This is a genomic window from Levilactobacillus tongjiangensis (genome assembly GCF_003946345.1).
GTDB classification, from domain to species: Bacteria; Bacillota; Bacilli; order Lactobacillales; family Lactobacillaceae; genus Levilactobacillus; species Levilactobacillus tongjiangensis.
On sequence record NZ_RHNY01000001.1, the window covers coordinates 191,276 to 217,487 of the forward strand.

At 51.5% G+C, this 26,212-nt stretch carries 26 protein-coding genes and 1 riboswitch; of the genes, 17 read left to right on the forward strand and 9 right to left on the reverse strand.

Annotated features, from left to right (window positions below):
- Positions 1-15: 15 nt before the first annotated feature.
- On the forward strand, positions 16-1,533 hold the full coding sequence (gene glpK, locus EKM75_RS00835; protein WP_125691218.1) for a glycerol kinase GlpK: 1,518 nt from the start codon (positions 16-18) through the stop codon (positions 1,531-1,533).
- A 115-nt stretch (positions 1,534-1,648) separates the two neighbouring features.
- Here glpK and EKM75_RS00840 read toward each other — a convergent pair whose 3' ends face one another.
- The 5 genes from EKM75_RS00840 to rlmD form a co-directional block, all read right to left on the reverse strand.
- Positions 1,649-2,050, reverse strand: a complete 402-nt coding sequence (locus EKM75_RS00840; protein WP_125691220.1) for a type II toxin-antitoxin system HicB family antitoxin — start codon at positions 2,048-2,050, stop codon at positions 1,649-1,651.
- A gap of 19 nt (positions 2,051-2,069) precedes the next feature.
- Positions 2,070-2,261, reverse strand: coding sequence for a toxin HicA (locus EKM75_RS00845; protein ID WP_125691222.1), 192 nt, complete (start codon positions 2,259-2,261; stop codon positions 2,070-2,072).
- 136 nt (positions 2,262-2,397) lie between these two features.
- Positions 2,398-3,255 carry a DUF368 domain-containing protein gene (locus tag EKM75_RS00850; RefSeq protein ID WP_125691224.1) on the reverse strand — a complete coding sequence of 286 codons (858 nt, stop codon included), beginning with the start codon at positions 3,253-3,255 and terminating at the stop codon, positions 2,398-2,400.
- A 1,055-nt stretch (positions 3,256-4,310) separates the two neighbouring features.
- Positions 4,311-4,760 carry a hypothetical protein gene (locus EKM75_RS00855; protein WP_125683016.1) on the reverse strand — a complete coding sequence of 150 codons (450 nt, stop codon included), beginning with the start codon at positions 4,758-4,760 and terminating at the stop codon, positions 4,311-4,313.
- Between the two features lie 82 nt (positions 4,761-4,842).
- Complete coding sequence (rlmD, locus tag EKM75_RS00860) at positions 4,843-6,396, reverse strand: 23S rRNA (uracil(1939)-C(5))-methyltransferase RlmD (RefSeq protein WP_125691226.1); 1,554 nt, start codon at positions 6,394-6,396, stop codon at positions 4,843-4,845.
- A 743-nt stretch (positions 6,397-7,139) separates the two neighbouring features.
- Here rlmD and EKM75_RS00865 point away from each other — a divergent pair.
- From EKM75_RS00865 to EKM75_RS00915, 12 genes are all read left to right on the forward strand, one after another.
- Positions 7,140-7,793: an ABC transporter ATP-binding protein gene (locus EKM75_RS00865; RefSeq protein WP_125691228.1), complete on the forward strand. Its 654-nt coding sequence runs from the start codon at positions 7,140-7,142 to the stop codon at positions 7,791-7,793.
- Entirely contained in the window at positions 7,790-8,557 is a 768-nt protein-coding gene (locus EKM75_RS00870; RefSeq protein ID WP_125691230.1) for an ABC transporter permease, read from the forward strand. Before EKM75_RS00865 ends, EKM75_RS00870 begins: the two co-directional genes overlap by 4 nt.
- Positions 8,558-8,568: 11 nt before the next feature.
- Positions 8,569-9,405, forward strand: coding sequence for an oxidoreductase (locus tag EKM75_RS00875; protein ID WP_125691232.1), 837 nt, complete (start codon positions 8,569-8,571; stop codon positions 9,403-9,405).
- 47 nt (positions 9,406-9,452) lie between these two features.
- Positions 9,453-9,557: riboswitch (TPP riboswitch) on the forward strand.
- A gap of 419 nt (positions 9,558-9,976) precedes the next feature.
- A complete protein-coding gene (gene thiM, locus EKM75_RS00880; RefSeq protein ID WP_125691234.1) occupies positions 9,977-10,765 on the forward strand; it encodes a hydroxyethylthiazole kinase in 789 nt (262 codons plus the stop codon).
- A gap of 22 nt (positions 10,766-10,787) precedes the next feature.
- A complete protein-coding gene (gene thiD / locus EKM75_RS00885; RefSeq protein ID WP_125691236.1) occupies positions 10,788-11,603 on the forward strand; it encodes a bifunctional hydroxymethylpyrimidine kinase/phosphomethylpyrimidine kinase in 816 nt (271 codons plus the stop codon).
- Positions 11,603-12,256 (forward strand): thiamine phosphate synthase, encoded by a 654-nt coding sequence (gene thiE, locus EKM75_RS00890; protein ID WP_125691238.1) that lies wholly within the window; start codon positions 11,603-11,605, stop codon positions 12,254-12,256. Before thiD ends, thiE begins: the two co-directional genes overlap by 1 nt.
- Before the next feature lie 564 nt (positions 12,257-12,820).
- Complete coding sequence (locus EKM75_RS00895) at positions 12,821-14,119, forward strand: Y-family DNA polymerase (RefSeq protein WP_125691240.1); 1,299 nt, start codon at positions 12,821-12,823, stop codon at positions 14,117-14,119.
- Positions 14,097-14,420 carry a hypothetical protein gene (locus EKM75_RS00900; RefSeq protein ID WP_225426617.1) on the forward strand — a complete coding sequence of 108 codons (324 nt, stop codon included), beginning with the start codon at positions 14,097-14,099 and terminating at the stop codon, positions 14,418-14,420. The genes EKM75_RS00895 and EKM75_RS00900 overlap by 23 nt, the downstream gene beginning before the upstream one ends.
- 14 nt (positions 14,421-14,434) lie before the next feature.
- Positions 14,435-14,827: a hypothetical protein gene (locus EKM75_RS00905; RefSeq protein ID WP_125691242.1), complete on the forward strand. Its 393-nt coding sequence runs from the start codon at positions 14,435-14,437 to the stop codon at positions 14,825-14,827.
- A 275-nt stretch (positions 14,828-15,102) separates the two neighbouring features.
- Positions 15,103-15,492 (forward strand): hypothetical protein, encoded by a 390-nt coding sequence (locus EKM75_RS00910; RefSeq protein WP_125691244.1) that lies wholly within the window; start codon positions 15,103-15,105, stop codon positions 15,490-15,492.
- 12 nt (positions 15,493-15,504) lie between these two features.
- A complete protein-coding gene (locus tag EKM75_RS12965; RefSeq protein WP_263853478.1) occupies positions 15,505-15,633 on the forward strand; it encodes a hypothetical protein in 129 nt (42 codons plus the stop codon).
- 397 nt (positions 15,634-16,030) lie between these two features.
- Complete coding sequence (locus EKM75_RS00915; RefSeq protein ID WP_125691246.1) at positions 16,031-16,819, forward strand: CAP domain-containing protein; 789 nt, start codon at positions 16,031-16,033, stop codon at positions 16,817-16,819.
- Between the two features lie 767 nt (positions 16,820-17,586).
- Here EKM75_RS00915 and EKM75_RS00920 read toward each other — a convergent pair.
- Both EKM75_RS00920 and EKM75_RS00925 read right to left on the reverse strand, forming a co-directional pair.
- The gene (locus EKM75_RS00920; RefSeq protein ID WP_125691248.1) at positions 17,587-18,798 is read right to left on the reverse strand and encodes a hypothetical protein; all 1,212 of its coding nucleotides are present in this window, start codon (positions 18,796-18,798) and stop codon (positions 17,587-17,589) included.
- Positions 18,799-18,898: 100 nt separating this feature from the next.
- Positions 18,899-20,011, reverse strand: coding sequence for a hypothetical protein (locus tag EKM75_RS00925; protein ID WP_191988779.1), 1,113 nt, complete (start codon positions 20,009-20,011; stop codon positions 18,899-18,901).
- Positions 20,012-20,335: 324 nt separating this feature from the next.
- On the opposite strand from EKM75_RS00925, the gene EKM75_RS00930 reads away from it, so the two are divergent.
- The 3 genes from EKM75_RS00930 (at position 20,336) to EKM75_RS00940 (ending at position 21,487) form a co-directional block, all read left to right on the forward strand.
- Entirely contained in the window at positions 20,336-20,896 is a 561-nt protein-coding gene (locus tag EKM75_RS00930) for a sigma-70 family RNA polymerase sigma factor (RefSeq protein ID WP_125691252.1), read from the forward strand.
- A 102-nt stretch (positions 20,897-20,998) separates the two neighbouring features.
- Complete coding sequence (locus tag EKM75_RS00935; RefSeq protein ID WP_125691254.1) at positions 20,999-21,196, forward strand: hypothetical protein; 198 nt, start codon at positions 20,999-21,001, stop codon at positions 21,194-21,196.
- Between the two features lie 36 nt (positions 21,197-21,232).
- Positions 21,233-21,487, forward strand: a complete 255-nt coding sequence (locus EKM75_RS00940; RefSeq protein ID WP_125691256.1) for a DUF2922 family protein — start codon at positions 21,233-21,235, stop codon at positions 21,485-21,487.
- Positions 21,488-21,817: 330 nt separating this feature from the next.
- Here the strand turns inward: EKM75_RS00940 and EKM75_RS00945 are convergent, their stop codons facing one another.
- Positions 21,818-22,726: a LysR family transcriptional regulator gene (locus EKM75_RS00945; protein ID WP_125691258.1), complete on the reverse strand. Its 909-nt coding sequence runs from the start codon at positions 22,724-22,726 to the stop codon at positions 21,818-21,820.
- Between the two features lie 821 nt (positions 22,727-23,547).
- Between EKM75_RS00945 and EKM75_RS00950 the strand changes: the two genes are divergently transcribed.
- On the forward strand, positions 23,548-24,762 hold the full coding sequence (locus EKM75_RS00950; protein WP_125691260.1) for an aminotransferase-like domain-containing protein: 1,215 nt from the start codon (positions 23,548-23,550) through the stop codon (positions 24,760-24,762).
- A gap of 671 nt (positions 24,763-25,433) precedes the next feature.
- Here EKM75_RS00950 and EKM75_RS00955 read toward each other — a convergent pair.
- On the reverse strand, positions 25,434-26,180 hold the full coding sequence (locus EKM75_RS00955) for a hypothetical protein (protein WP_125691262.1): 747 nt from the start codon (positions 26,178-26,180) through the stop codon (positions 25,434-25,436).
- Between the last annotated feature and the right edge of the window lie 32 nt (positions 26,181-26,212).

The window sequence follows — 26,212 nt, forward strand, 5'->3', positions numbered from 1 at the left end:
GAGGGAGATTTACATATGGCACTCAAACAACCGGAGAAATATCTCTTAGCAATCGACCAAGGCACGAGTAGCACCCGGGCGCTCATTTTTGATCACACGGGTCGCAAGGTGATTGAAGGATACAAGGAAGTTCCCCAATATTATCCCCATGCGGGCTGGGTCGAATCCGATGCGAATGAAATCTGGAACAGCGTCCTGTCGGTCATTGCTAGTGCACTGATCGATGCTTCGATCCATCCAGAAAATATTCAGGCAATCGGTATCAGTAGTCAACGGGAAACCACGATCGTTTGGGATAAAGTGACCGGTGAACCCATCTATCACGCCATTGGCTGGCAAAGTAAGCAGACGTCTAGTCTCGCTAAACAGCTAGTGGCCGAGGGCCGGGCCGAAGCCATTAAACAAAAGACCGGATTGGTCGTAGATGCTTATTTTAGTGCTACCAAGGTGCGGTGGATTCTGGACCATGTGCCGGGTGCTCAGAAGCGGGCTGAAGATGGCGAGCTGTTATTTGGGACGGTCGACAGTTGGCTGGCCTGGAAATTATCAGGCGGCAAGATTCACGTGACCGACTACAGTAACGCCAGTCGGACCATGTTATTTAACATTCACGACCTCCAGTGGGACCAAGATATTCTAAAATGGTTGAACATTCCAGCGGCCATGTTGCCCGAAGTGAAGTCCAGTTCTGAAGTCTATGGGGTTACCCAGAACTTCCAATTCTATGGTGTGGAAGTCCCAATTGCTGGGATTATTGGTGACCAATCAGCCGCACTGTTGGGCCAACTGGCCTTGGACCCCGGTACCGTGAAGAACACTTACGGGGATGGGGCTTTCGTCATGATGAACACCGGCCACGAACCGCAATTGTCCGAACATAATCTGTTGACGACGATTGCCTATAAGTTAGATGGTAAGGTGACCTACGCGCTTGAAGGGTCGATCCTGGTAGCCGGGACGGCGCTAGCTTGGTTACACGAAAGCATGCAAATTATCAGTAGTGTACCGGAGTCTCGGCAAGCGGCCATGGCCTCTACGGATGACGATGAAGTTTACGTGGTTCCTTCCTTTAACGGGTTGGGGGCACCTTACTGGGATCCCGATGCTAAGGGGGCCGTCTTTGGCCTGACGCGGGGGACTAACCGGGAAGACTTTGTAAAGGCAACGCTACAGTCAATTGCCTATCAAACCCGGGATGTCTTACGGACGATGAAACAGGATACTGGGATTCAAATTTCCGAGTTAATGGCCGATGGTGGGGCCTCACGGAACCGCTATCTGATGCAGTTCCAGGCTGACATCATCAACACGCCAGTTCAACGGGCGGCCGATGAAGAGACCACGGCGATGGGAGCTGCCATTGCGGCGGGCTTGGCCGTCGGCTTCTGGGATAGTCTGGATGAAGTCAAAGAGATTCGGACGGCAGGTCGGCTCTTCACACCGAACATGGAAGAGGACCACCGGAATCGGTTGTACGCTGGTTGGCAACAGGCCGTTGCCGCTACCCGGGCATTTAAACCGGATCAAGACTAAGAAGTTTTGCGTTAATTGAAGCAAAAACTAGGGACCCGTAACGTTATTGTTGCGGGCCCCTTTTAGGGTACTAGTAAATATATTTGGATTGCATGACTATTTGGTAATTATTATCTTAGCGGTCGAGTTCTTTTTTCAAGGCGTTAGTCAGTAGCGCACTGAAATTAAGGTGTTGCTCCTCAGCTAGTGCGGCTAGGTTGGCTGGAATGGTTGTATTTTTCTTGACGGTAGTCTTAGTTACCCGTCGCTTGGTTTCTTCTAGGTCGGTTACGACCAGGGTGGCAAAGCCATGGGGCTCAGTTACCGTGACTTGTTGAAATGGTGTTGGCTCGGGTAGATCTGATTCATCGTAAAGCATGAGTCCGAGAACTTCCTCTGCTCGTTTTAAAGCAGGGGCCAAGCCGATGCCTTGCGTGATGGCACTGGGAACATCGGGAAACGTGACGGTATAGGCGGTTGAATTGTGCTTATCAGGAATCAAAATTGCGGGATAAACGACTAAGCGTTGCTTTTTCATGAGGGACCTCCTAGAGAGACTAGTGCCAGTCAGCTTGTTGCTTGATATAACGATAGGTCGTTGGAAAAATGACATCCTTGAGGTGTGTATAGGAGACAGAAACCTTATGCCCCTGTTTATCGGCGAAACGATGGTGGTCGCCACGAACATGGGTCTCTTGATAACCTTCCTGATACAGTCGGTCAATGACTTGTTTAGCAGTTATCTTCACTGAATCGCTCCTGCTGGCTTGGATTATACGCGCATCATACGTGTTATTCAAATACGTATGATGTACGCAGAGTGATGCTCGCCCTGATACTAAATAACTCCGCAAAAAAGAGTTGCTTTTTTGCGGAGTCGTTGATTTATTTGTATTTTTCTTCCAACTGGCTCATCCAGTAGCCTAAGGCAGTGCCGACCGCTAAAGCGATGGCGCTGAGAATCAACGTTTGCCAGGTGGCACCAGCGTATGAAATACTTTCAGCGGCGTGACTATTGGGCACCAAAATTAAGATGGTACTGGCGGTGACAATTCCCAAAATGAAATGGTATACACGGGAATGAAATCGGTGAATCAAGTAGTCCATGCTCTTGGAAAAGAGGGCCATGGCCAGGATTCCTCCCAAGGCAATGGGCAAGTAGACGCCTAGGATATCGAAGTTTTTAAATCCAGTGAGCATGGGCGTGAAAAGTCCTAGAATCAGTAACAAGTTGGACGGGCTGAGTCCCGGCACAAGTACCCCCAGGGCAATCAGAGCCCCAGCAATCATGAACCCTCCAAAATTGGCGGGCAGGGTGCCAAAGAGGTCACTCATAAAGTAAAGGAGTCCGCCACTAATCAGCAGGGTTCCCCAGAACCAGGCGTAGTCGGCCCCATCGCGAGCCGTCTGAGAACTGGCCGTTTGTGTCAGGGCCGGTAACGTTCCCACGATGGCCCCCGCAAATCCCCAGAGGACAATGACCTGCCAGTGTGCTAGTAGGTATTCTAGCGGGGCCGAAAGGAGGGCGATACCCACAATTCCGCCTAGGCCGACGGGGACAAAATACCAAAAGTCACGTTTAAAATTTTCTCTAAAGTGTGCCATGAAGCCTAGCAGGCGTTCGTAAATTCCTAGAATGGCGGCTAAGACACCGCCAGAAACACCGGGTAAAATGAAGCCCAAAGCAATGATGACGCCTTTAAAAAAGCGCTTCAGTGGGCTATCGCGTCGAGTCGTTTGCATAAGATTCTCCTTAAATGGTTCGGCGTGTTTTCCCTAAGATACCAGAATTGGTGAGTCGGAACAATCAGTCGGCCCGTAAATACAGGATTCTTTAAGAATTCTGACATTTGGTAAGATAATTTAACGAGAACGAAAGGGAAGTGATCGAGTCATTTTTACCAGAGTTAGCGGTACCTGTGGTATACTGGCACCAACAAAGGCGCAGGCATTAGCCTGCCCGCGCCAATGTAGATGCCGTTAAAGACGGCTGACAGTTGAAAGTAAACAAAAATCGTCTCTTCCGCTCGTCAAAGTTTAGAGGACGATTTTTATTTACCCTGGTTTTTAAATTTGCGCCATGCGTTACGTAATCCCCCCATGGCCTTGATCAACTTCGTCACGCGACGTACCAGTAAGGTACAAAGCGAGACTAGTAAAATTAAGGTCATTAGCGTATCAAGTAAGGTAACAGCGAACCAAGACAAGACAACCTCCTTTCATGCGGTATGGTGAAACGCCTCGACTATTCAAGTCATGGGCACCAGTCCCTTATAATTAGATTTGCCAACCGTCATTAACTCTCTACGAGATTCAGTGTAACAGGTCTGAAGGGTTTTACGACGACAAACGCCTCCGTATCAGTATTTAGCTAAATTAATATTGATGGGATTATATGAAGGGGTGTGTGAAGAAATCTGGGTGAATCGGTGGTATACTGGCACCAACAAAGGCGCAGGCATCTGACTGCCCGCGCCAATGTAGAAGCCGTTAAAGACGGCTGACAGTTGAAGTAAACAAAAATCGTCTCTTCGCCTGTCAAAGTTTAGAGGACGATTTTTATTTACCCTGGTTTTTGAATTTACGCCATGCAGGACTGAACGAAAAAGGGTTTGGGACAAAAGTCTCAAACCCTTTTTGTGCTCCGAACGTAAATAGTCGAAACGTGCGACAACAGGCAGTCAATTCCGCTTAACCCCGATAGACAAACAATCCAAGACCAGGATTAGTCGTCTATCGACGTTAATGCTCATTGACTAACCGCCTTTTGCCCCCACTCTTTTTTAATTTTTACGAAATTATTCTTTGGGCGTGGACCAGTAATGTGCCCGGGCCAAAAGGTCCCGCGACCGTTCATCTGCTGGGACGAAGCCCTTATTAAACAAGTGTTTGAAGTACATCATGTTGTACAACGTTCCCCAAACGATTCCTTGGATAAATGGCCACACCGTCGCAGTGAACTGCGCCAGTTGCGTTGCCGGAATGTACATCACCATGAGCATCGCTGCCCCCAGTTCAACCCCTAAGATACACAGGAGGTTGTACCAGTCGGCCCGGAAAATCGTTGGGAACGGTGGGAAGAGAAACATTGTCCACGAGAAGCCAACCTTGGCGATTCGCATGTTGCCCGTTTCAGGATTGACGACTGTCGCGTAGTTGGGCGGCAAGGGGAATCCTTGAGGGCCGTCACCATTTTGGTTATTTTGATCATCATCATCGTTGTTTAAGCCCTTGAAAGGATCTTGCATGTCATTTGCCAACTTTCTAAAAATTTCGTTCCTAATTCGTTAAATAAAAGTCTAACACGAAAAGTGGCCCCTGCCTATTAATCTATTGACGCCGACTTAGTTTGACCACTGCTTCGCACCGTGCCGTCTGGGGCATCATGTCCACGGATTGGATGTAATCGACCTGATAATCGTGGGTCAATTCAACCAAGTCCTTAGCCAATGTCGATGGGTTGCAGGAAATGTAAACGAGTTTATCTGGCCGGACACCGAGAATTGTGTCGATCAACGTGCCGTCCAAGCCGGTGCGTGGGGGATCCACCACGATGGCATCCGGTCGGAAACCGGTCATGACCCATTTTGGCAGGAGTTCCTCAGCGGTCCCGACTTCGTAGTGGGCGTTGGTAATACCGTTGGCTGCAGCGTTTTCGTTAGCGTCCTCTACGGCTTCGGGGATGACATCCATCCCCCGAACTTCTTCGGCTACGTCGGCCAGAGTCAGCCCAATCGTGCCGATACCGGAGTAGGCGTCGACCACGGATTCACCCGGTTGGAGGTTGAGGGCCTTCTTAGCTTCGGCATACAGAACTTCCATTTGGGAAGGGTTCAGTTGGAGAAAGGCCCGGGCGGATAGCTTGAAGGCCAATCCGTCGAGCTTTTCAGTAATGGTTTCTTCGCCAGCTAAATGGCGGGTATCGTCGCCCCAGACCAGTGACGTCTTGCCGGGATTAACGTTTTGCATAACGGAGGTTACCTGTGGCAATTCCTTCGCAATGCGTTCCAACAGTTCCCGCTTGCGGGGGAGCTTTTGCGAGTTGGTGATGAAGACGAGTTGCACGTCATCGGTGTTGGCAGCGGCCCGAACGACCAGTGTCTTAACGATTCCGGAACCGGCTTCTTCATCGTAGATCGGCATGTCCAGGTCCTGTAACATGGCAACGACGGCCCGCATAACCGTCATGGTGACGGGCATTTGGACGGAACAGGTGGCTAAGTCAACCAAGTCGTGGCTGCGTTCGGCGTATAAACCAGCTTCAATCTGGCCCTCGACGTTGCGGCGGACTTGGAACTGAGCCTTATTCCGATAACCATAAGGGTCAGCCATCCCCAGCGTTGGCCGCAGATCATAGTGCCGGTACCCTTCTGGTTGGTAACGTTCCAGGGACTGTGCCACGATGTCACGTTTAAATTTCAATTGTTCTGGGTAGTCTAAGTGTTCTAGCTCAAAGCCACCCACTTCGTCGGCGTAGCTGTCACGGGGATCGACCCGGTGAGGGCTGGCCTTACGGATGCGGTGAACTTTAGCTCGGAGAAAGCGGGTCGCCACGCTGGTGACTTCAACCACGGCTTCTTCATTGGTCAAGGCGCCGGGAACAAAAACGGCCATCCGCTTGTAATAGCCGATACCCTCGCCGTTGATACCCATTCGCTTGATGGTCAGTGGGAAACGTTGACCAATTTCGACCTGGACGCCTGGGTTTTCCCGGGCTTCACGTTGGCGGTCGTTAAATCCGCGGTCGTGTTGGTTGTCATTGCGCCGAAAGCCGTTGTGGCCCCGGTCGTTACGGTCAAAGTGGTTCCGCCGGTCGCTGTGTTCGTGCCGGTCGTTGCGGTCACTGTAGGTGCCGCGGTGATTCCGTGAATCAAAATTTGCCATATTTTCTCCTATTTTATAACGCATTAGTTAAGTGTCTTCAATTGCTACCGAACAGTTACGGTCTTGAATAGTATAACAAACTTTGTCGCTTCCTGGGGGTTGGGGCGTTTTTCCTAAAAATGGAGCCGTTTCCATAGGCAAGTCCCGTCGATTTAGGTACAATATTGGTATCTAGCTAGTTTGGTGGTGGTTGCGCCTTGCCGGTCGCAGCAGATGGGCTGGAACGGTGCCGACACAATTTTAAGCCTCACCCAACCCGTGAGTCTTAAAACTTGGTCTTATTCTAACTGCCAGAAAACCACTGGCACTAAGAATAACGAGGCGCTTGAGCCCATCTGCTGCGACCTCTCGGCTGACACTGACCATTCACCAGCTTGGTTCCCAAGTGATTGGCGTGGTGGGGTTAAATGGTTTTGGTTGGTGCGACTATTTCGACTACATAGAGAGGGATAGGTTGTCCATGAATTTTCGCCACCACTGCCATGAGTCACTTAACGTAGCCGGAGGGCGACAGGGGTGGTGGCTGCTGTGTCGGTGGTCTTAGCTCGGTGAATTTTCCGAGGTTAGAGCACGGGACGAGCTTGGAAACGCGCGGTTTGGGCGCGGTTTCAAGTCGAGCCGGAGGACCGCACCACAGGCCGCAGGCGGTCCCCACAGCGGGTATCACCCCTGGCGGCCGGAGGCGGCCAATTAAACCAGACTGAACCAAAGTAATTAACGGAAAATCAGAGGAGGCAACATAATTGAGTTTGATTTCATTGAAAGGGGTCAGCTACCGTTCGGGTGACGAACAAATTCTGAACGGCATCGACCTCGACATCGAGGCACAGGAGTGGGTCACCATCGCCGGTCCATCCGGCGGGGGGAAGTCGACTCTGGTGCGAATCATTGCCTCACTTTTAAGCAAAACTGCAGGGAAGCTGACGTTTGACGGGCAGCCCATCGAAAGCTACGACCCGATCGCGTATCGGCGGCGCGTTTCCTACAGCGTGCAGCAGCCGACTTTGTTCGGACAAACGGTACGGGATAATCTGAGTTTTCCGTACCAGATTCGGCAGTTGCCGTTTGACCAGCAACGGGCCATCGATGCCCTGGAATACGTTGGTTTAGCGGCCAGCGACCTGGATAAACCGGTGATCGACCTTTCCGGTGGTCAGCGGCAACGGGTGGCGCTGCTTCGTAACGTCATGATCTATCCGGAAGTCTTGATTTTGGATGAGGTGACGGCTGGGCTGGACGCGGAAAATAAGTCGTTTGTCTGGCAGATGATTCGGCACTTTAATCAGGAAGATAAGCTAACGATTATTGCCATCACCCACGACCAGTCGGAAATCGACGACGCGCAACGGTTAGTGATGGTTGAGAATGGCCGCATCGTGGCGGGAGGTGCCCAATGAATTTAGCAGTCAATAATCAGTCGTTGATGCTGGCGCTGGGCCTGGTGGTCATCGCTCTCATCATCGGTTGGAAAGAAAAATTAGGCATTGACCGTGACATGATCATCGGCGTGGTGCGGGCCATCGTGCAGCTCTTTATCGTCGGGTATCTGTTGAAGTACGTCTTCAAAGTTGATAACGTTTGGCTGACCAGCACGCTGATTTTAATCATTATTTTTAACGCCAGCTATAATGCTAAACAGCGCAGCAATGGGATTCCACACGCACTACCAATTTCGATTGGCGCCATTCTGGCCAGCACGGCCGTGACGCTGGGGGTACTGATGTGGTCCGGCGCTATCAAATTCATTCCGTCGCAGATGATTCCCATTTCCGGGATGATTGCGTCAAACTCAATGGTCGCCATTGGTCTGTGTTACCGCAACCTCAACTCGCAGTTCCGCTTGGAGCGACAGGCGGTCACGGAAAAATTGGCGTTGGGCGCCGACTTGAAGGACGCGTCACGCGACATCGTGCGGGATTCCATTAAGACGGGAATGCAGCCGACGATTGACTCCGCCAAGACCATGGGAATCGTGAGTCTGCCGGGGATGATGTCCGGGTTGATTTTCGCTGGAGTTGACCCGGTACATGCTATCAAGTATCAGATCATGGTGGTCTTCATGTTGATGTCAGCCACCAGTATTGGGTCGGTTTTGGCCTGTTACCTGGCATACCGGGGATTCTATAATAAACGTAAACAGTTGGTCATTCCGTCAAATTAGGAGGTAATCATATGTCACAACGAAAAGTTGCATTAGTCACTGGTGCGTCATCCGGAATCGGTAACGCCATTGCTCGCAGTCTGCACCGCAACGGGGTCATCGTCTACGCCGGGGCGCGGCGGGTCAGTCGGATGAACGATCTGGACGACCTGGGGATTACCACACTGCCGTTAGATGTCACGGACGCTGCCAGCGTGGAACACGTTGTCGACCGCATTGTCAGTGAGACTGGTCGGGTGGACATCCTGGTCAACAACGCTGGTTACGGCCTGATGGGGGCGCTAGAAGACGTTCCCTTGGAACAGGCGCAAGACCAATTTGACGTGAACTTATTTGGGGCGGCCCGGTTGATCCAGTCGGTGCTGCCGATGATGCGGCAGCAACATGCCGGTCGCATTATCAATATTACCTCGGTTGACGGCAAAATAGCCCAACCGCTGGCTAGTTGGTACGTTGCTTCCAAGTTTGCCTTAGAGGGCCTTTCTGACGCGTTACGCTTGGAACTGGAACCATTGGACATTCACACCGTGGTTATCGAACCCGGGGCCATTCGCTCCGAGTGGGCCGACATTGCCACGAAACATTTGCAAGAGACCTCTGCTAAGGGCCCGTACCAACCAACGGCGGACCGCGCAGTGGCGATTCTGGCGGCGGTCAAACAGTTCTCCAGCAAGCCCCAGGTCATCGCGCGGTTGGCCGACAGAGCAGCGTTGTCTCGGCGCCCAAAGACCCGTTACCATGCCGGTTCTGGTAGTCAGTTACTCTATTTGAAACCATTTATGTCCGACAAGATGATCGACCGGATGTGGCGGGTGGTTGGTGAAGCGGCACAACGGATTACCCATTAACCCGAGTGTCGTTGCTGTTAATCAGAAACCTGTTATACTTAAATCAACCAGAACACTAGGGGTGTCCACGTTTGGGCTGAGACGCGGGTGACCGCGATCCCTTAGAACCTGTCAAGTTCAGACTTGCGGAGGGAACGTGTCGTGGCACCGAACAGCGGGCCGCCGGTTCACACGCGTGAGCTGGCGGCCCGCTTTGTTTCGTTGCTAAATTGGTCGCCTCCAGCTGGCAGGGCGGGCGACCGCTGTGGGGACCGGAAAAAGCCGAAAAGCGGTCTTTTTCCTCGACTGGCAGCCCCGCCCAACCCGCGGGTCTCCCAGCTCGTCCCACACTGTAACTTGGTAAACCACCAAGTAACACCGTCGACACAGCAGTCACCCACCCTGCCAGCCTCCGGCTACGGTTGTGCTTGAAGCAAAACGTCGCCAGCACTGGTGTGTGGTGTGGTCGGACTACTGTGGTCATCGCCGCTGTGTCCATTTAACTGTGATTAGGCAGGCGCAACCGACATGTCCGCTGCAGTCTCACCATGACCGGTTCACTCTGGAAAAATCTATAGGGGGATTCACCATTATGAAAGTAGACTTGTTGAATGAGCTTCGGAAGCAGAATCCAATCGTTTTTAACATCTCCAACTTCGTCACAGTTCAGGACGTGGCTAACGGTATCAACGCGTTGGGCGCATCGCCGATCATGTCTGAAGAAGTGGGTGAGGCCGAGGAAATGGTTGGCTTGGCCAGTGCCGTTTGCCTGAACCTGGGGGCGTTTACGCAGACCCAGGTCGAACAAATTCGGACGGTTGGGCGCTTGGCGAACCAACAGAAGCGGCCGTTGGTGGTCGATCCGGTAGCGGTGGGGGCCGTTCATTACCGGAAACGCGTCACCACGGGCTTACTGGCCGACTTTCACCCGGATGTCATTCGCGGGAATGCCGGTGAGATTGCGGCGTTGGCCGACGTTGATTGGCAGGCGAAAGGTATTGATGCCGGCGAAGGTAGCGGTGACCTGGTGACCATTGCGCAGGCCTGCGCCAAGAAGCAGGGGTGTGTGGTTATTTTATCCGGGCCGACCGATATTATTACCGATGGGACCCGCACGACTAAGGTCTTGAATGGTACGCCGTTGTTCCAGGTCCACGTCGGCTCTGGCGATATGTTATCCAGTATTGTGGCGGCGTTCTGTGCCATTGAAGAAGACAGTTTTGAAGCAGCACAGACGGCTTGCCTGGTCTTCGCGGCGATTGGCCAATTAGTAGTCAAACAGTCGCCAGACGTGGGTGCTGGGAGTTTTATCGTGAAATTATTAGATGCTTTACAGAGGACAACGGTCGCAGATATTGAGGCAATTGCGACCTACGAGTAAGAATCAGAAGGGATGAGTTAATATGGCAAATGAATTTCCACAAACGTTAACGATCGCGGGGACCGACAGTGGTGGTGGGGCCGGCGTGATGGCCGACCTGAAGACGATGCAGGAACGGCAAGTCTTCGGTACCGCCGTAATCGTTGCCGTGACCGCGCAGAATACGCTGGGAGTCCAGGACTTCATGGCGTTACCGCAGAAGCTGGTGGACGAACAGTTCGCTTCGCTGGCGGCCGATTTGAAGATCCGCGCCTGCAAGACGGGGATGTTAGCGGACGCTGCGCACGTGCACGGCGTTGTGGAAAATTTGAAACGCTATGACTTTGGACCCTTGACGGTCGATCCCGTGATGATTGCTAAAGGTGGGGCGGCGTTACTGGCCGATGATGCCGTGGCAACGGTGCGCGATGAACTGTTGCCGCTGGCGGACGTGTTAACGCCTAATCTGCCGGAAGCGGAACGTCTGACCGGAAGAACCATTCAGGACAACCAAGCCATGGAAGATGCGGCGGTTACCTTGCAAAATATGGGAGCGAAAAACGTGGTCATCAAAGGTGGTCACGAGGCGACACCAGACCAGGCCAGTGACTTTGTCTTGCTGGCAGACGGTCGGTCATTTTGGCTGACGGCGCCCCGGGTGGCTACGGTGCGGACGCACGGGACTGGCGATACGCTGTCGTCGTGCATCACGGCTGAACTGGCGAAAGGCCAAGACTTTGAATCGGCCATTCGCATTGGTAAAGATTATGTCACGGCGGCGATTGCCAACCCAATTGCCGTTGGTAACGGCCACGGTCCATTGAATCATTGGGCTTATAGCCAGGGAGGTGCCGAATAATGTCAGTTACGTTTGAACCGGGCCTGTTGCGGGCCTACTTTGTCGCCGGTAGTCAGGATGTTCCCGATCAAGATCTGCGGAAAGTCTTAGCAACCATGTTAGCTGCCGGTATCACGGCTTTTCAGTTCCGTGACAAGGGCAACAGTCAATTGACCCCCGACCAACGATTAGCGTTGGGGAAGGATTTGCGCGACCAGTGTCACGCGGCCAGCGTCCCGTTTATCGTGGACGATGACGTGGAGATGGCGCTAGCCTTGCACGCCGACGGAATTCATGTCGGCCAGAGTGACCAGAAAATTCAGCAGGTGATTCAGGAAGTCTCCGGGCAAAATATGTTTGTGGGCTTGTCCTGCTCGACGGCAGCTGAAGTGGCTGCGGCGAACCAGTTGACCGGCGTGGATTACTTAGGCAGTGGTCCGATTTTCCCAACCACGTCCAAGGACGACGCTGATCCGGTCATTGGCGTGGCTGGGCTGGAGAAATTGGTGGCTCAGGCGAACGTGCCAATCGTGGCCATTGGTGGGATTACGGTTGATTCGCTAGCCGCCGTTGCCGCCACCGGTGCGGCCGGCGTGGCGGTCATCACGTTGTTGACCCGGAGCACGTCACCAGCCAAAGATGTGGCCGCGATGCGCCAAGCATTTCACAACTAAATATAAGTAAAAACAGCGCAGTGACGGGGATGTTATCCCAGTTCACTGCGCTGTTTGGGTGTTTTACACTATTAATGCATTGGCCACAATTATCATGTTACCCCTGAATGTTTTGGCCGGCTAGCCGACTCCTGTGTAACGTATTAAAAAATTCGTAACAAACAGTTATCAGGTGAAAAATAAGAAAATATACATCAAAAAAGCGAAACCATAATCCACTGTGTTTAAGTGCAGCGGAAATCGGTTTCGCTTTAAAAGTTGAGGAAGCTAGTTGACTAGGGCTAACTTCACAAGTTCATTCTAACACGCGGTGATAGCAAAAGCTACCAAAATTAGACCAATATTGTTATTTTTCTCTAAGAGGATAGTTATTAATGCATGTGAATTTACTAAGCGGATTAGTTTAAGGAGTACGGCGTTTATGGGGTAAGTTTATTGGTGTAAATAACCGCTAAAGAATGGATTGAAATTAATTGAAATTTCAAATTTTTTTGCGATGTTCGCTTGCAATTAAGAACAAGTGTTCGTATAATAATAACAGTCAAGTGAAAGGGGGGTGCTGGCATGGATTATTCGAATGAGCCGCACGGGATGTTTCTCATGATTGATAATAAGTCGTTCTATGCCAGTGTTGAGAGCGTTGAACGGGGACTGAATCCGTTGGAATCGGTTCTGGTTGTGATGTCTGAAGCCGACAACACGGGGAGCGGTTTGGTCTTAGCAGCTTCGCCGATGGCCAAACGCGAGTTCGGAATCAGCAACGTTTCCCGGCAGTACGAAGTGCCGGATGACCCCCGCATTTTAGTGGTGCCGCCGCGAATGAATCTGTACATCCAAAAGAATTTGGCCATCAACCGAATTTTTCGACGGTTTGTGGCGGACGCTGATCTCTTTCCGTATTCAATTGATGAATCAATTCTGGATATGACCAAGTCGTGGCGGCTCTTTGGGAACACGCCAGAAGAAGTCGCCCGCCGGATTCAACTCACCGTACGGCATGAGCTGGGACTCTACACGACGGTGGGAATTGGGGAAAACCCGGTGCAAGCCAAATTAGCGTTAGACCTGCAAGCCAAACACGATAAAGAACTGATTGGCAGGTTAACTTACGAATCGTTTGCTGACAAAATTTGGCCGATCACCTATCTTGAAAAAGTTTGGAGCATTGGCCATCGGACGGCGGCCCACCTCAACCGGTTGGGAATCCACAGCATGGAAGACTTGGCGCATGTCAATCCGTATGAGTTGCGCCACGAGATGGGGCTGATTGGGACACAGCTCTTTGCCCTGTCCTGGGGAATCGACCGAACGAAATTACGAGAGGTCCGGCCAGCTAAGGAAAAGAGCTGGAGTAACTCTCAGGTTTTACCGCGAGATTATAAGGTCCAACGTGAAATCGAGTTAGTGATTCGAGAAATTGGGCAACAGGTGACTTCACGGATGCGGCACCATCAGCAGCAGGCTGGTAGTATCAGTTTGTTTATCGGCTTTGCTTGGGATGGCCAAGCCGATGACGGTCGGGGTGGGTTGCACCATACGCACCGAATCGCACCGACCGACAATGCGCGAACCATTATCGCAGAATTGTTGCGACTCTTCCGGCAATACTGGGAAGGTCAACCGGTCCGCAACATTGGGGTGGGACTTGCCCGCCTCAGTGTAAGTGGTAGCCTGCAACTGGACATTTTTCAGGACCCCGAACGGCAACTGAAGAACGACCGTTTTGACCGGGTCATCGATGATCTGCGTGACCGGTTTGGGAAGACTGCAGTGGTGCCAGCCAGCAGTTTGATGCGTGGCGGGACCATGATTAGTCGGGCATCGCTGGTAGGTGGCCATAATGGGGGGAATAGCTTTGATTGATTGTCGACAGGAAGCAGCCGTTATTTTGACGCGGCTCGACCCGTTGTTTGCCAAGCAATGGCATTGTCGGTACCGCATTGACGTGGTCAACAATCAGTACGGCGCTGAGTTTAATTTCTTCTTGGATATTCGCCGTAAGGACCATCGAGAACGGTCGATTCCGTTACATACGGTCAAGACGACGGACTTAGAAACGTTAGAACGCGTGGTTTCGGCGGTTCAAGAAGGGACGCAACTAACACTAAATTTTGTTGATTTTGGTCAGGTCCGGTGGCCCCTGAGTCAACGCTGGATTCGTTAAGGAAGTGACGACCCATGGTTCTGCGCCAAGTACACGATGATGATCTCGTGAATAACTTTTTTAAGCGCGACTACCATGACCGGGGCATGCTAAAGTGGGGCGGCTTTTATCTCTCGGATCACACCAGTGCGTTAGCAAAAATGTACGCGGCCGAGAAGGTTGAAGAGCCGCTGCCGAAACAACCGCTATCAGTCGTCAGTGAGCGACTGGCGGTAGCGTGGCGCACGAATCAACCCGTGCACCTGCAGCTAAAGGTGATGGATGATAACCAGATTTTGGCAAAAGTCGATGGCATCGTAGTAGGGGTGCATGAAGATAACGTGGTGATTCAGCTGGCGTCCGGGCGCTGGCGGGAATTATCGTTGACAGAGATTCGGTGTGTGGGCAACCAATCGAAGAAGGGTTAAGCGGGCCACTGGGCGGGGAGCTTACGTGGTACGCGTTTTTACAATGTGTGTTCGGGGATAGTCGAAGGAGACTGGGATAATATCTGGGTCTCCTTTTTTGATAATTTCTTATCCGATTAACTAACCAGTGGTTTGTTAGATAAGGCCCTAGATACGATAACCATCGCAATTGACTAGCAACGATTGTATGATGGGGCTAAGCCAAGAATTTGACTGAGCAGTGGTTTGACGCCACCCATTTGCGCTAGAATGAACGTAAACGGGAAGGCGATAACATGGTCTTCATTGATTTAGAGCCGATTGCGCTGAGTCACACGCCATTGGGAACGCGGAATCAGTTGCCCCGCGAACATGACCGGCAACTGGACTGGGAAAAAATAGCGGCTTTGATTCGGGATAATCACGATGTCATGGCGGTCGTCCAAGCCGGTTTAGCGGAAGATTGGCTAAACACGCAGGGCACGATTTGGGATGAACAGTGGGGGTATTACCGTTATCCCAATGATCCGCGCGAACCCGATGATACCGTCTTTTGGGCGGCGTCCACGTGGGCCACACCCGCTATTTTGGTCACGTTTCACAATGAACTGACGAAGGCTTTTGCATGCTATAAGATTGGCCGCGACCCCGACTTTCACTATCTGGGCCGTGAGCACCTAGGTTAGGGGTAACTAGAAATGAAATTAATTGAGACGCCGCACGTTAAGCTGACGGTTCGGCGAATGACGCGACGAGAATGTTGGCATGAGCTATTAGGACTCGCCGTCCTAGCGAGCATTGGGGTAATCTGGTACAAGTTGCAATAAATAACTGAAACGACCGCTCCCACTCACCGTTAAGTCGGCAGGCAAGTCCTGAATGAGTGGGATTTTTTGTGCACGCAAGGACTGCCAAAAGCACTGCCGGCTGGCCAGCGAGAAAACATTTTGATGACTTAATAAATCAAGCCGTTTGCTTATTGCTTTTTTTGTTTAATGGGGTGTACTCTATTAGTGGGTGAAGTTCTTTGGCAATCGATTTCTACGCGCTGGTAGTTAGCGCTTGGTGACCGTCAGAGAGTCAGCTTAACCTAATTCGTGGGGAGTCCCGCAAGCATCTTGGAACCCAGGCCACGGCCACAGAAAGTAAAGTGATAAGTCGGTCATTTTTTGGTTTAGGCAGCGCTAGTTTTGAAAAATTTAGCATAAACGGAGGGTATCAAGAATGAAAGCAAAAAAGATGATGATTTCGGCGCTCACGGTTCTCAGTGTCGCCGCAATGGGGCTCACCACAATGACGAGTGGCTCTAACACTGCTTTGGCTAAGTCTAAAGCTGCAAAGGTTTTGAAAACAACTACTTATAAGTCTAAACACAAGGTTCACGTCACCGGGGGCTGGATGTATTCCAGTACGAAGTTGACGAAGAAGACCAAGCACATGACCAAATGCTTATATACCAAGTTTTATGCGACCAAGAAGGTTACGGTTCGTCAGGCCAATGGTAAAAAAGTTACATACAATTATTTGAAGTCCAAGAATGGCAAAACGAAGGGCTACGTTTCTTCAACCTACGTTTACAACAAGTGGGGTCACGGTAAGTACAGCGTGACCGCTTACCGGAAGGCCTTCGTGAAGAAGCTTAATGAATTTCGGGCTAAAGACGGCGCCAAGCCTGTGAAGGAAAATGCCAAGCTGGACAAGATTGCCCAGAAGAACGCTGATCGGATGCGTAAGGAAGGCAAGTCGTTCGAAGGCAAAGTTGAAGGAACGCCACATGCTGGTTGGATTCAAGATAATTACACCAGTAGTAAACAGGACCCAATCCTCGGCTTTGAAAATGGTACGCAGTGGGGGCAAGGTATGGCGTTTTCTTGGATGCGAATCACAGACAGATGGCGTGATATCGGTGCCATCCCTCATCTGATGAACCCCGCGCAAACGAAGGTTGGTGTGGGTGGCATGCAGCATGGTCAAGAACTCTATGAATTTGTCCTGCTGTCTCACAACAACTAGGTAAAAGCATTAAGCTACATCAATGGACCGAATTTCTGGGATTAGCAAGCGCTCCGAAGCGTTTGTCACCTACCTGGAATTCGGTCTTTTTGTTGTCGTCACATATCTTAATTTGGTTGAGCGTACTCGTCACTACCGGACTGACAACGCCCCGCTATCAACAATGCAAAGAACCAATGTAGCCGGCGGGTGCCAGGGTGGGGGTCGGCTGTGTCGGTGGTGTTGGGCCGGGTGGGTTGGCCGGCCCTACAGCACGGGACGAGCTCAGAGACCGCGCGTTCTTGGCGAGGGCTTTGAGTCGAGCCGGAGGACCGCACTTTGGCCGCAGGCGTTCCCCACAGCAGATTCCCGCCCTGGCGGCCGCAGACGGCCATTAAGAACTTAAGCAAAGAAAAATAGCAGGGGGCGTGTCGACGACAAGCATGCATCGATACGCCCCCTGTTGGAGATTGAGTTATGGTGTGTTTCACAGATGGGTTCAAGCCCATCTCGAAGCAAGTATAACATGCTCAAATTAATTTGAGCAGTTTTCTGTTATGAAATGGGTCAATTTTAGCTGATAGCTGACCGGCAAAATAAAACAAAGACGCCGAGACTATGTCTCAGCGCCGTTGTTATTTCTAAGCTTACCTTGTCGAAACGTGCGCCAGAAGGCAGCCAGTTCCGCTTAACTCCGAACGTCCACTAATCCTGGCCCGGGATTAGTGGACGTTCGACGTTAATGCTCACTAGCTAACCGCCTTGTGGCCCACTCTTATCAAAAAATTTTATTGCACGTGCACATCAATGCGTTCACTAAGGTTTGGATTATTCACGCTACGAACTGTAATTGAAGTGCTCCCTTTACTATGACCAACGATATTGAATTTACCATCAGTAGTGCTAGACGGCACCGTGGCAATACTGGTGTTGGCAGATGTCATTGTGTATGAATTGCGCTGTAAGTCGGTAAGAGGCACATTCCCGTACGTTCCGGCCCACATGATAATTCCTTCACTATCGCCGGGCTTCAAATCAATGATATAACCATTAGATGAAATGTACCCAACCCGGCTCCCTGCTTCCGCTTGGCTTTGCTTTGAATTGTCAAAATTCGTGTCAGAGGGAATCTTGTCACGAATAGCTTGGCCGACTTCTGGATTAGTGGGATGATACAGTGCATTTTTATCGCCAAGATAGTAAGTATTGGCTTTATCAGGAATAGCCGCATAGGCAGATGCTGTAAACTCACTCTTCAACTGTGTGACAACAATTGGCGAAGAACTGGCCATCTTGTTTGAAACGTATGGGAAGCCGTCTTCATCGTAAGGAACGTTGTCGACATTGTACAGTGTAATGCCGTTACCTTCTTTACCAAATGCAGGCAAGTTCAGCCATTGTGACCAAGTAATGTGCTTAGTTGATGCAATGTACATTGAGCCGGATTTGCTGGAAGTAGCGTTTTTAGAACTACTTGTTTTAGAACCGGTCGTTTTGGAGCTGGTCTTACTGCTGGTTGCCGTGGCTTTACCCGTGGTTTTCTTAGTGGCGTTAGCCTTTGCTTTGGCAGTAGTGGCACTTGCCCGCTTCTTAGTTTGTTTAGGGGCCGTTCCATAGGATTCCAAGCAATTCTTGGCAATCCAGGCGCCATGAGCACGTTTACCAGTATAGTAACCATTAAATCCAGTCACGTAGTAGTAGATTGTGTTATCTATTTTGGCATGGCGTTGTGTTTTATAAACCATGTTGTACTTTTTGTATTTAAGATTATAGGCCGTCTTAAAGGTGTACTTTTTCCCGTGTACTTTCTTAAGCGTGTAGGCTTTTTTAGTACGAGACTTCGGTGTAAGTGCCATCTTGTGCATCTTCATCTTCTTATTCCACTTTACCGTGTGTAGCTTAGCGGCGTTGGCGGAACCGTCAACGGTCACCAAACCGCCGCCGATACCGGCTGCCAGTAAAGCAGCCACACTCAATGTTTTAACTAATTTATGCATCATAATTTCTCCCCTGAAATACAGAATATAAGCATTAAAATAGTCTGACTGAAGACTCAGCCAGACTATTTAATTTTCAATTGATTCTGCGAAGCATCAAAGCTTAGAAGTTGTTGCTAGTGGTCTTCAACAGTTCGGCGCCCCGGTTGCTCATCAGGTAGCCGGCACCGTTCTTGGTAAATTGAAGTCCTTCAAATTCACGATGGCCGTTCAACTTCGTGGCCTCAACTTGGCTAGCCTTCAGCTTACCCAACTTAGAAGCGGGGATGGATGAAATGCTGCCGTCGGAGACGAAGTACAGGCGGTTACGCTTGGCGTTGTAGGACATTGCCTGTGGCTTAGTCCCAGGATTATGACGCAAGCCTTGCATAACCAAGTGGAATTTCACAGACTTGCTGTTGATCTTCCCCTTGTAGATCTTAATGGCGCCCTTAGGAGCCCAGCCACCATTGGAGTAGGTGAAGAAGTAGGCGTTACCGTGCTTATCAAACGTCAGGTTAGAGCCCATGGTAACGGTACTCTTCAACATGAAGTTGATCTTCTTGGTTGGCTTCAATGAGCTCGTTGAAACTTGTTGCACGTTGGAGTGGACCTTAACGGGCGCGCCGATAAACCAGAGTTGGCCGTTCTTAGGGTTCATAGCCAGTGATTGGCCGTGGCCTGTGTTAAATTTAGGCCCAATCTTGACGTACTTCATGATGGCCTTGTCCTTGCTGCTCATCTGCTTAACGGAGTGGTCGTAAGTGGCGCGACGCAGGGCGTCCATGTGGCTGGTGCTGATGCCAAATTTACTCCGCAAAGCCCCTAAGTTGTACCGCACGATCCAGCCGCGAGTACTCTGGGATGTCGTGGTGATCAGTTCGTAGAGTGTGTTGCCATCCTTCGAAAGCACTTCACTCTGTGGGTTGCCCCAGTCAGCGGACTTGTTGTAGGTGTAGGTCACTGGCAGGAAGACGTTCGACTTGAACGTGACTTTCTTCCCCTTGGTGCTGGAAATCTTAGTTGGACTGGTCTGGAAGATGTCGCCGTAGCTCTGCTTAAATGAGTAGCGCTTAACGAACATGTTCTTGTTATTGACCGTCTTGTACTTCTTGACGTTATAGTTGGCCAACGCGTTACCGTGTTGGGTGTACGTCTTGGCGTGAGCCAGGGTCGTCGTCCCACCGAAAAGTAGGGCAGCGGAGGCTGCGGCCGCGAGAAAAACAGCTTTTTTCATGACAAATACCCCTCTGTATGTATAAATTTGAAACGTTTCCATAATCATTTATACCACAAAATACCGGCTTCTGTGGGAAAAAATAAAATAAATTTTAGTTGGTTAAAGGTTCAAGCGGCCACTAATCCCGGGGTAGCGGCAATTTAGACCATTTCAAGCGAACGTCCGTTTATCAGTATTGTTAGAATGAACGATTATTTTTTTCATAGTAACGTGGGGGTCGGTTGGCCACCACTGAGCGTTAGGTAATTCCCAGCAACTTCCGTAAAGTAGGGGTGTTCCATGGCGCCGTGGACATCACACTTGAAGGGATGATGCCACAAAATGGAGACACCACACGCCGCCGCGTACCGGTTCTTGTACGACGGCGACCACGAGACGATTCTATATGCAGTTATGAAACAACTCCATATCCGGCCCAACCGTGCGGATTACGAGGATTACTTGCAGGAGGCCCGGATCCTCTTTCCAGAGATCTACGTGGCCTTTCCCGAGAACCCCGAGGAGAAGCCACACCAATTTCTGGCCTACGCACAGCAGAAACTATACTGGGCGTTGCTGGATAAGCTACGGCAGGAGCGCAAACGCGTGGATCGTCAGTTACCCGGTGATCAGGAAGAACTCCTGACGGCGGTGGCCAGCGACGAGGATATTTTAGACGCCATCGGCCAGTCGGACTTTCGTCAATATTTGTTGAAACTAGTGGGTGGGGCCGGCAAGACCGGCGAGTGGCGCTTTCTAGTGGGCACGCTGGTCGACCAGCTAACGGCCGATGAGATTGCCCAACGCCACGGGGTCAGCCGCAATACCGTCTATAAGTGGCGGCGATCGTTACTCCGCCGATTGGTCCATACACTGACGCCACCAGATAATTTTTTAGATTAATTTGCCCAAAGGGGGTTACAAATTCCGTTTGGATTTCGTTAGTAAGAGTGTAAGGGTTGGCCAATCACTTACCAAAATCAGCACCACGAAGGGAGCACCACCATGCAAAACAACTGGAAGAAAACGACGATTACCTTTACCTTTGGCAACGAAGGCGCCCGCCCCGTTAAGATTGTCATGCAAAATGCCATCGCCGCTCCAGCCACGCAACAAGTCGAAGCGTTCGGTGGCTACTTGGCCACGTTGACGGGGATTCCGTTCATCTCCGCCACGGTCAACACGCAAAACGCCGTTGCTTAACGCTCGCCCCTCAGCCAACTGAAAGGAAGTTATTAAATGAAAACCTTAGAATTGAACTTTAAAGGCTCCGACCTGCGCATCAAGCACCTGCGGTTGAAGTACGTGAACACGGAACTCACCACTGCCGACGTTGAGGCCATCATGGCGCAAATCGCCACGGCCAAGCTGTTCGCCAAGGACGACGTGAACCTTTACGCCGAACCGTTGACGGCCGACGTGGTCGAAACGACCAAGCAGACCATCTATCCACTGGCCGTACCACCGGTGGCGCCAGTCACCCCGGTCGCCTAACGATCTTGTAATGCAACCTAAAAACGGCCGTCTCCCGGTGAGGAGGCGGCCGTTTACTATTGGCTAGACTGAAGCTTGACCGCTTGTGTGATCGGTCAATATCCGCCCACCAGGTTAACTGGTCAAACTAGTTTGAGCCGGAGGATGTCAGGGGTCACGCAGTGTCGATGTTCTTAGCGGTTTTACCGCTTAGAACATGGGCCGACCTTGGAAACTCGCGGTGTTGGCGAGGTTTCAAGGCGCCCTAGAGACCCACAGGTTTGGGGCTCTAGGGTTGCCCCACAGCGTGGCCCCTGGCAGCCGCAGGCGGTCCAACCTCACACTGAAAAGTTAACCAACGTGAGGATGACGCAACACCTGATCGGGATAAGCGGTGGTGACGTACTCGGTGATGGCGCGGATCATCTTCGCCGTTGACGGAGCCTTCGCCTGTTCCGCGTTGACCACCAGACAGATAGTCCGGTAGAACTGCGTATCAAACGGGTAAACGTGGACGTTGCCAGTCACCTTCTGTAACGCCAGTTCGGGCAAAATTCCCAAGCCCATCCCGGCGTCCACCATGGCCAGAATGGATTGGTCATCAATGGAGAAGCGGATGGCGTTGGGGCGAATTTGGTAATGGTCCAGGGCGGCCTTGGTGTCCTTATCGTAGTCGCCGCGCTGGAGGATGAAGTTTTGGTCGACCAGGTCGGCCGCGGTCACCGTCGTGCGATTGGCGGGGATGAAGTCGGTCGGCGTGATGCAGTAGATTTCATCCTTGACCAGCGGCAGGACTGTCAGTTTTTCCGAAACGGGCAGGGCCGATAAGCCTAAATCAAGGCGACCAGATTTAACCGCCGCGGCGATGTCCGCGAAGCCCGCCTGTTCCAAATTAATTTGAATGTCCGGGTAGTCCTGTTTGAAGCGCCGAATGATGGGCGGCAACCAGGAAATACAAACGGAGGAGAAGGCGCCCAGCCGCACGGAACCAGCGTTTAATCCGTTGATGTTCGCAGCGGCCTGTTCTAGTCGGTCCTCGGCGTTGATGACGCCTTGAATCAGGGGAAGGACGGTCTTGCCGTCGGGCGTCAGTTCAACCCCAGCCCGGTTACGGATGAAGAGTGGGAAGCCCAATTCCTTTTCCAATTGATTGACGGAGTGGCTGATGGCTGACGGGGTCACACTCAACGTCTGAGCGGCCCGGTAGAAAGTGTGTTCCTGTACGATGGCTTGAAAGACACGGTACGCAAAAGGTAACATGTGCGGCCACCTCCTTTTAGTTTTTATGTGGTTAGTTGGTCTCCGGTTGGCCGGGCGGGTGACTGGCTGTGGGGAACGGTAAAAGCCGAAGGGCGGTCTTTTACCTCGACTCGAAGCCCCCGCCAAGTACGCGCGGTCTTCGAGCTCGTCCCGTGGTGTAAGTCCGGGAAAAACCACCCGCACTAACACCACCGACACTGCCAGTCACCCGCCCAGCCAACCTCCGACGATAACGTCATCTTGAATTCGCGAGTAGCGGCGTTAACATCTTGCTAGTTAGATTAATAGTAGTCTGCCACGGGTTTTTACAGATATAGATTAAGCATGACAAACTTTAACTGACAGATGTTCACCTAAGTGTTGATTAACATGAGTGTCTGACACGTTCACCACTTACATAAATGGTTCATTCAGCGGAAGGCCAGTCTTCCCCCCACCGATTGTCGATTCTGACGACCAATGTAGCCGTAGGTGGTCAGGGACGGGGGACTAGCCGTGACGACGGTGTTACTTGGCGGGCTTTAAGCCAAGTTACAGCGTGGGATGAGCTTGGAGCCTCGGCGATTTTCCGAGGCTTCAAGTCAAGGAGAAAGACCGCTCTTTGGCTTTCTCCGGTCCCCACAGCGGCCCCCGTCCCTGACCGCCAGCGGCGGCAATTGAAGAAAAAGCAACCTTTAGTAAAGATGAATGCCATTCATGCAATTTCTAGATAGTTGAACGAGTCTTTCTGTCACCGGTATTCTATCATACCAGTAAGCAGTCAGGAAGCTTCAGTCAGCGGTTCGGCCAGTCAGTAAGCCAATCAGAAAGGTGTGACCGTCATGTTGAAAAATTTAGTAGCACAGCGCGTCAATCCCGATGTCCCGTCAGCCTTGAGTGGGCTGTTTGTCAATGACCCCGATCCCCACGCCATCTCGTTTGCGGCGGGGAGTCCGAACGAACGACTCTTCCCAGTCAAAGAAATGCAGCGGGCCTTCAACACCGCCATTGAGCAGCAGGGCGCCCACCTTTTTCAGTATCAGTCAATGCAAGGAAACCTCAATCTGCGGGAAAAGCTAGTCGCCCGGATTCAGAAGTGGGGCCACGTCACGACGACAGCTGATAATGTGTTGGTCACGGTCGGTGGGCAACAGGCCATTGAACTGGTCGCGAAGGCCTTGCTCGACCCCGGCGATGAAATGGTGGTCGAGGTGCCAACCTACGTGGGGGCACTGGCGGCCTTTGACCTCTACCAGCCGACGTATTACTCGGTCGACCTCCAAGCGGATGGTCTCGACCTCGACGAGCTGGAGGACACCTTAAAACGCCATCCCGGTATCAAACTACTGTACACGGTGCCGGACTATCACAACCCAACCGGCATCACCATGAGTGTGGCCAAGCGCCAAGCTTTGGTGACATTGGCGAACCGCTACGACTTTATCATTTTAGAGGACTCGCCGTACCGCGACCTAGGGTACGCCAACCTGCCGTTACCCGCCATCAAGAGTTTTGATACGCAGGACCGCGTCATCTTCGTATCTAGCTTATCGAAAATTTTAATGCCGGCACTGCGGACGGGCTGGCTCGTAGCCGATGGGCCCATTCTAGACGCCATCCTGAAGGTTCGGTTAGCCAGCGACCTGGAAGCCAATGGGGTGATTCACGCGGCGATTGCTAATTATATGGAAGAAAACGATTTAGACCAGCACGTCAACGTGTTGAAGGACCACTACCGCCAACAGTGTACGGCCATGGTAGCAGCGCTGGAAAACGACTTCCCCGAGGAGGTCAGTTTCACGCGGCCTAAGGGTGGTTTCTTCGACTGGGTAACCTTACCCGAAGAACTGGATGCGGCGGCGCTCCTGAGCCAGCAGGTGATTCCTCAGGCCCACATCAACTACGTACCTGGTACGAACTTCTATCCGGGGCGTGACGTTCATAATTCCTTGCGGTTATGCTTCAGTGGCTTATCGCCAGCGGAAATCAGTGCGGGCATGGGCCGGCTGGGCGAGCAGGTCAAGGCGGCGGTGCGCGAGGTGCGACCGGTGTTGTAAACCTAGCGTAAAAAGGCAAACTTAGCAGCCTAATTACCACCAAGTTTGCAATAATCGCCGTTTTTTTAAATCTTCACCACCAAAACGACCGGCAAATTCAAATTTCCGCTCGGATATCAATCTTCATGGTAACTAAGGGTTGAAAGTACTGAGACACCCACTGTGTCTGATACAACCAGGATTGGGTAAGTCAGACATAGTGGGAAATTGCCGTCTTACCGTTCGCCAAATTTGATTCATTCTCGGCTACCTAGGGGAACGGCAAATATTGAATAAGTGCTGTCATTCAGGTGTTTAAACTAGCTTAGTTTCAAGAACACGTTTAACCGGAGGCTGTCAGAGGTGGAGCCAGCTGTGTCGACGGTGTTAGCCGATTTTCGGCTTACAGCGTGGGACGTGTTTGGAGACTGGCGGTTTTTCCAGGCTTCAAACCGAGCCGAAGGACCGCTTTTCAGGCCGTAGGCGTTCCCCACAGCAGGCGGAATCTCTGACGGCCGCAGGTGGCTGGTGAGACGAAATTTAAGTCTGTAACGCCTTGCTATTCTTGACTTGATAACGGTTTTCGAACTTTCAACCTTTAGATAGTAATCAAAAAAATCACCCACACGCTGGCAACGAGTCTCGCCAACGTGCGGGTGATTCTATTTTAAAATCATATTAAGCCAAAGTTCCTACTTAGCTGGTTCCAAGAAGATGGCGACATCGCCAAGGCTAGAACCACCTTCGTAGTAATCGGGATCGGTTTGGACACTGATTCCAATGTGCCAACCCTTGAACTGTGCCCGCGTAGCTGCCGGGTACCCCTGCTTCTTCAACAGTTTGTTGTAGGTCTTCAGGTAGTTGCTTGGCGTCCCTGGACAGGAGAACTTGATTAGTTTCTGGCCAGGGCCAGCGGTGACGTATTGTGCGTCGACACCGTCGGTTGGGTAGGTAATCTGATCGGCATCATTAGATAACTGTTGATCCATAGTGGTTCCCGGGAAGAGACTATGTAAATCGTTGACCAAAACCTGTTCCTGTTTCTCCTGGGCTGCTTCAGCTGGACTGACCTTAGGTTCAACGCCACCCGGTGTCAAATAACCGCGCCAGATCCAGCCACCATGTGGGCTATAGAGCGTATGAACGTGGTAGTAAATGGCTGACGTATGCTTGCGCTTGTTGTACAGCTTTTCATGCGCGTCGGTCACCCAGGTAATGTTATCCCGGTTGTACGCATAGCGCGTGCCCAGGTGCTTTGAGTAACGGGCCCCACGCATCGTGTGGAATTGGTGCGCCTTCATACTCCGCCGCCAAACTAGGCGAACGGAATTGGCCCGGGCCGCTGAATATTGAGAAGCGTGTGCGGTGGTTGGTTGGCTAACCAGTAGTGGGAAAGCTAACGCCGCCGTAACGGTTCCTAAAACGATTAATGATTTCATGGTAATTCCCCCTCCACTAACTAGTTTAACGC

Coding starts and splice junctions, on each gene's coding strand:
- glpK (WP_125691218.1), top strand. CDS start 16: ATGGCACTCAAACAACCGGAGAAATATCTCTTAGCAATCGACCAAGGC.
- EKM75_RS00840 (WP_125691220.1), bottom strand. CDS start 2,050: ATGAAAAAGCAACGCTTAGTCGTTTATCCCGCAATTTTGATTCCTGAT.
- EKM75_RS00850 (WP_125691224.1), bottom strand. CDS start 3,255: ATGCAAACGACTCGACGCGATAGCCCACTGAAGCGCTTTTTTAAAGGC.
- EKM75_RS00855 (WP_125683016.1), bottom strand. CDS start 4,760: ATGCAAGATCCTTTCAAGGGCTTAAACAACGATGATGATGATCAAAAT.
- rlmD (WP_125691226.1), bottom strand. CDS start 6,396: ATGGCAAATTTTGATTCACGGAATCACCGCGGCACCTACAGTGACCGC.
- EKM75_RS00870 (WP_125691230.1), top strand. CDS start 7,790: ATGAATTTAGCAGTCAATAATCAGTCGTTGATGCTGGCGCTGGGCCTG.
- EKM75_RS00875 (WP_125691232.1), top strand. CDS start 8,569: ATGTCACAACGAAAAGTTGCATTAGTCACTGGTGCGTCATCCGGAATC.
- thiM (WP_125691234.1), top strand. CDS start 9,977: ATGAAAGTAGACTTGTTGAATGAGCTTCGGAAGCAGAATCCAATCGTT.
- thiD (WP_125691236.1), top strand. CDS start 10,788: ATGGCAAATGAATTTCCACAAACGTTAACGATCGCGGGGACCGACAGT.
- thiE (WP_125691238.1), top strand. CDS start 11,603: ATGTCAGTTACGTTTGAACCGGGCCTGTTGCGGGCCTACTTTGTCGCC.
- EKM75_RS00895 (WP_125691240.1), top strand. CDS start 12,821: ATGGATTATTCGAATGAGCCGCACGGGATGTTTCTCATGATTGATAAT.
- EKM75_RS00900 (WP_225426617.1), top strand. CDS start 14,097: ATGGGGGGAATAGCTTTGATTGATTGTCGACAGGAAGCAGCCGTTATT.
- EKM75_RS00905 (WP_125691242.1), top strand. CDS start 14,435: ATGGTTCTGCGCCAAGTACACGATGATGATCTCGTGAATAACTTTTTT.
- EKM75_RS00910 (WP_125691244.1), top strand. CDS start 15,103: ATGGTCTTCATTGATTTAGAGCCGATTGCGCTGAGTCACACGCCATTG.
- EKM75_RS12965 (WP_263853478.1), top strand. CDS start 15,505: ATGAAATTAATTGAGACGCCGCACGTTAAGCTGACGGTTCGGCGAATG.
- EKM75_RS00915 (WP_125691246.1), top strand. CDS start 16,031: ATGAAAGCAAAAAAGATGATGATTTCGGCGCTCACGGTTCTCAGTGTC.
- EKM75_RS00920 (WP_125691248.1), bottom strand. CDS start 18,798: ATGATGCATAAATTAGTTAAAACATTGAGTGTGGCTGCTTTACTGGCA.
- EKM75_RS00925 (WP_191988779.1), bottom strand. CDS start 20,011: ATGAAAAAAGCTGTTTTTCTCGCGGCCGCAGCCTCCGCTGCCCTACTT.
- EKM75_RS00930 (WP_125691252.1), top strand. CDS start 20,336: ATGGAGACACCACACGCCGCCGCGTACCGGTTCTTGTACGACGGCGAC.
- EKM75_RS00935 (WP_125691254.1), top strand. CDS start 20,999: ATGCAAAACAACTGGAAGAAAACGACGATTACCTTTACCTTTGGCAAC.
- EKM75_RS00940 (WP_125691256.1), top strand. CDS start 21,233: ATGAAAACCTTAGAATTGAACTTTAAAGGCTCCGACCTGCGCATCAAG.
- EKM75_RS00945 (WP_125691258.1), bottom strand. CDS start 22,726: ATGTTACCTTTTGCGTACCGTGTCTTTCAAGCCATCGTACAGGAACAC.
- EKM75_RS00950 (WP_125691260.1), top strand. CDS start 23,548: ATGTTGAAAAATTTAGTAGCACAGCGCGTCAATCCCGATGTCCCGTCA.
- EKM75_RS00955 (WP_125691262.1), bottom strand. CDS start 26,180: ATGAAATCATTAATCGTTTTAGGAACCGTTACGGCGGCGTTAGCTTTC.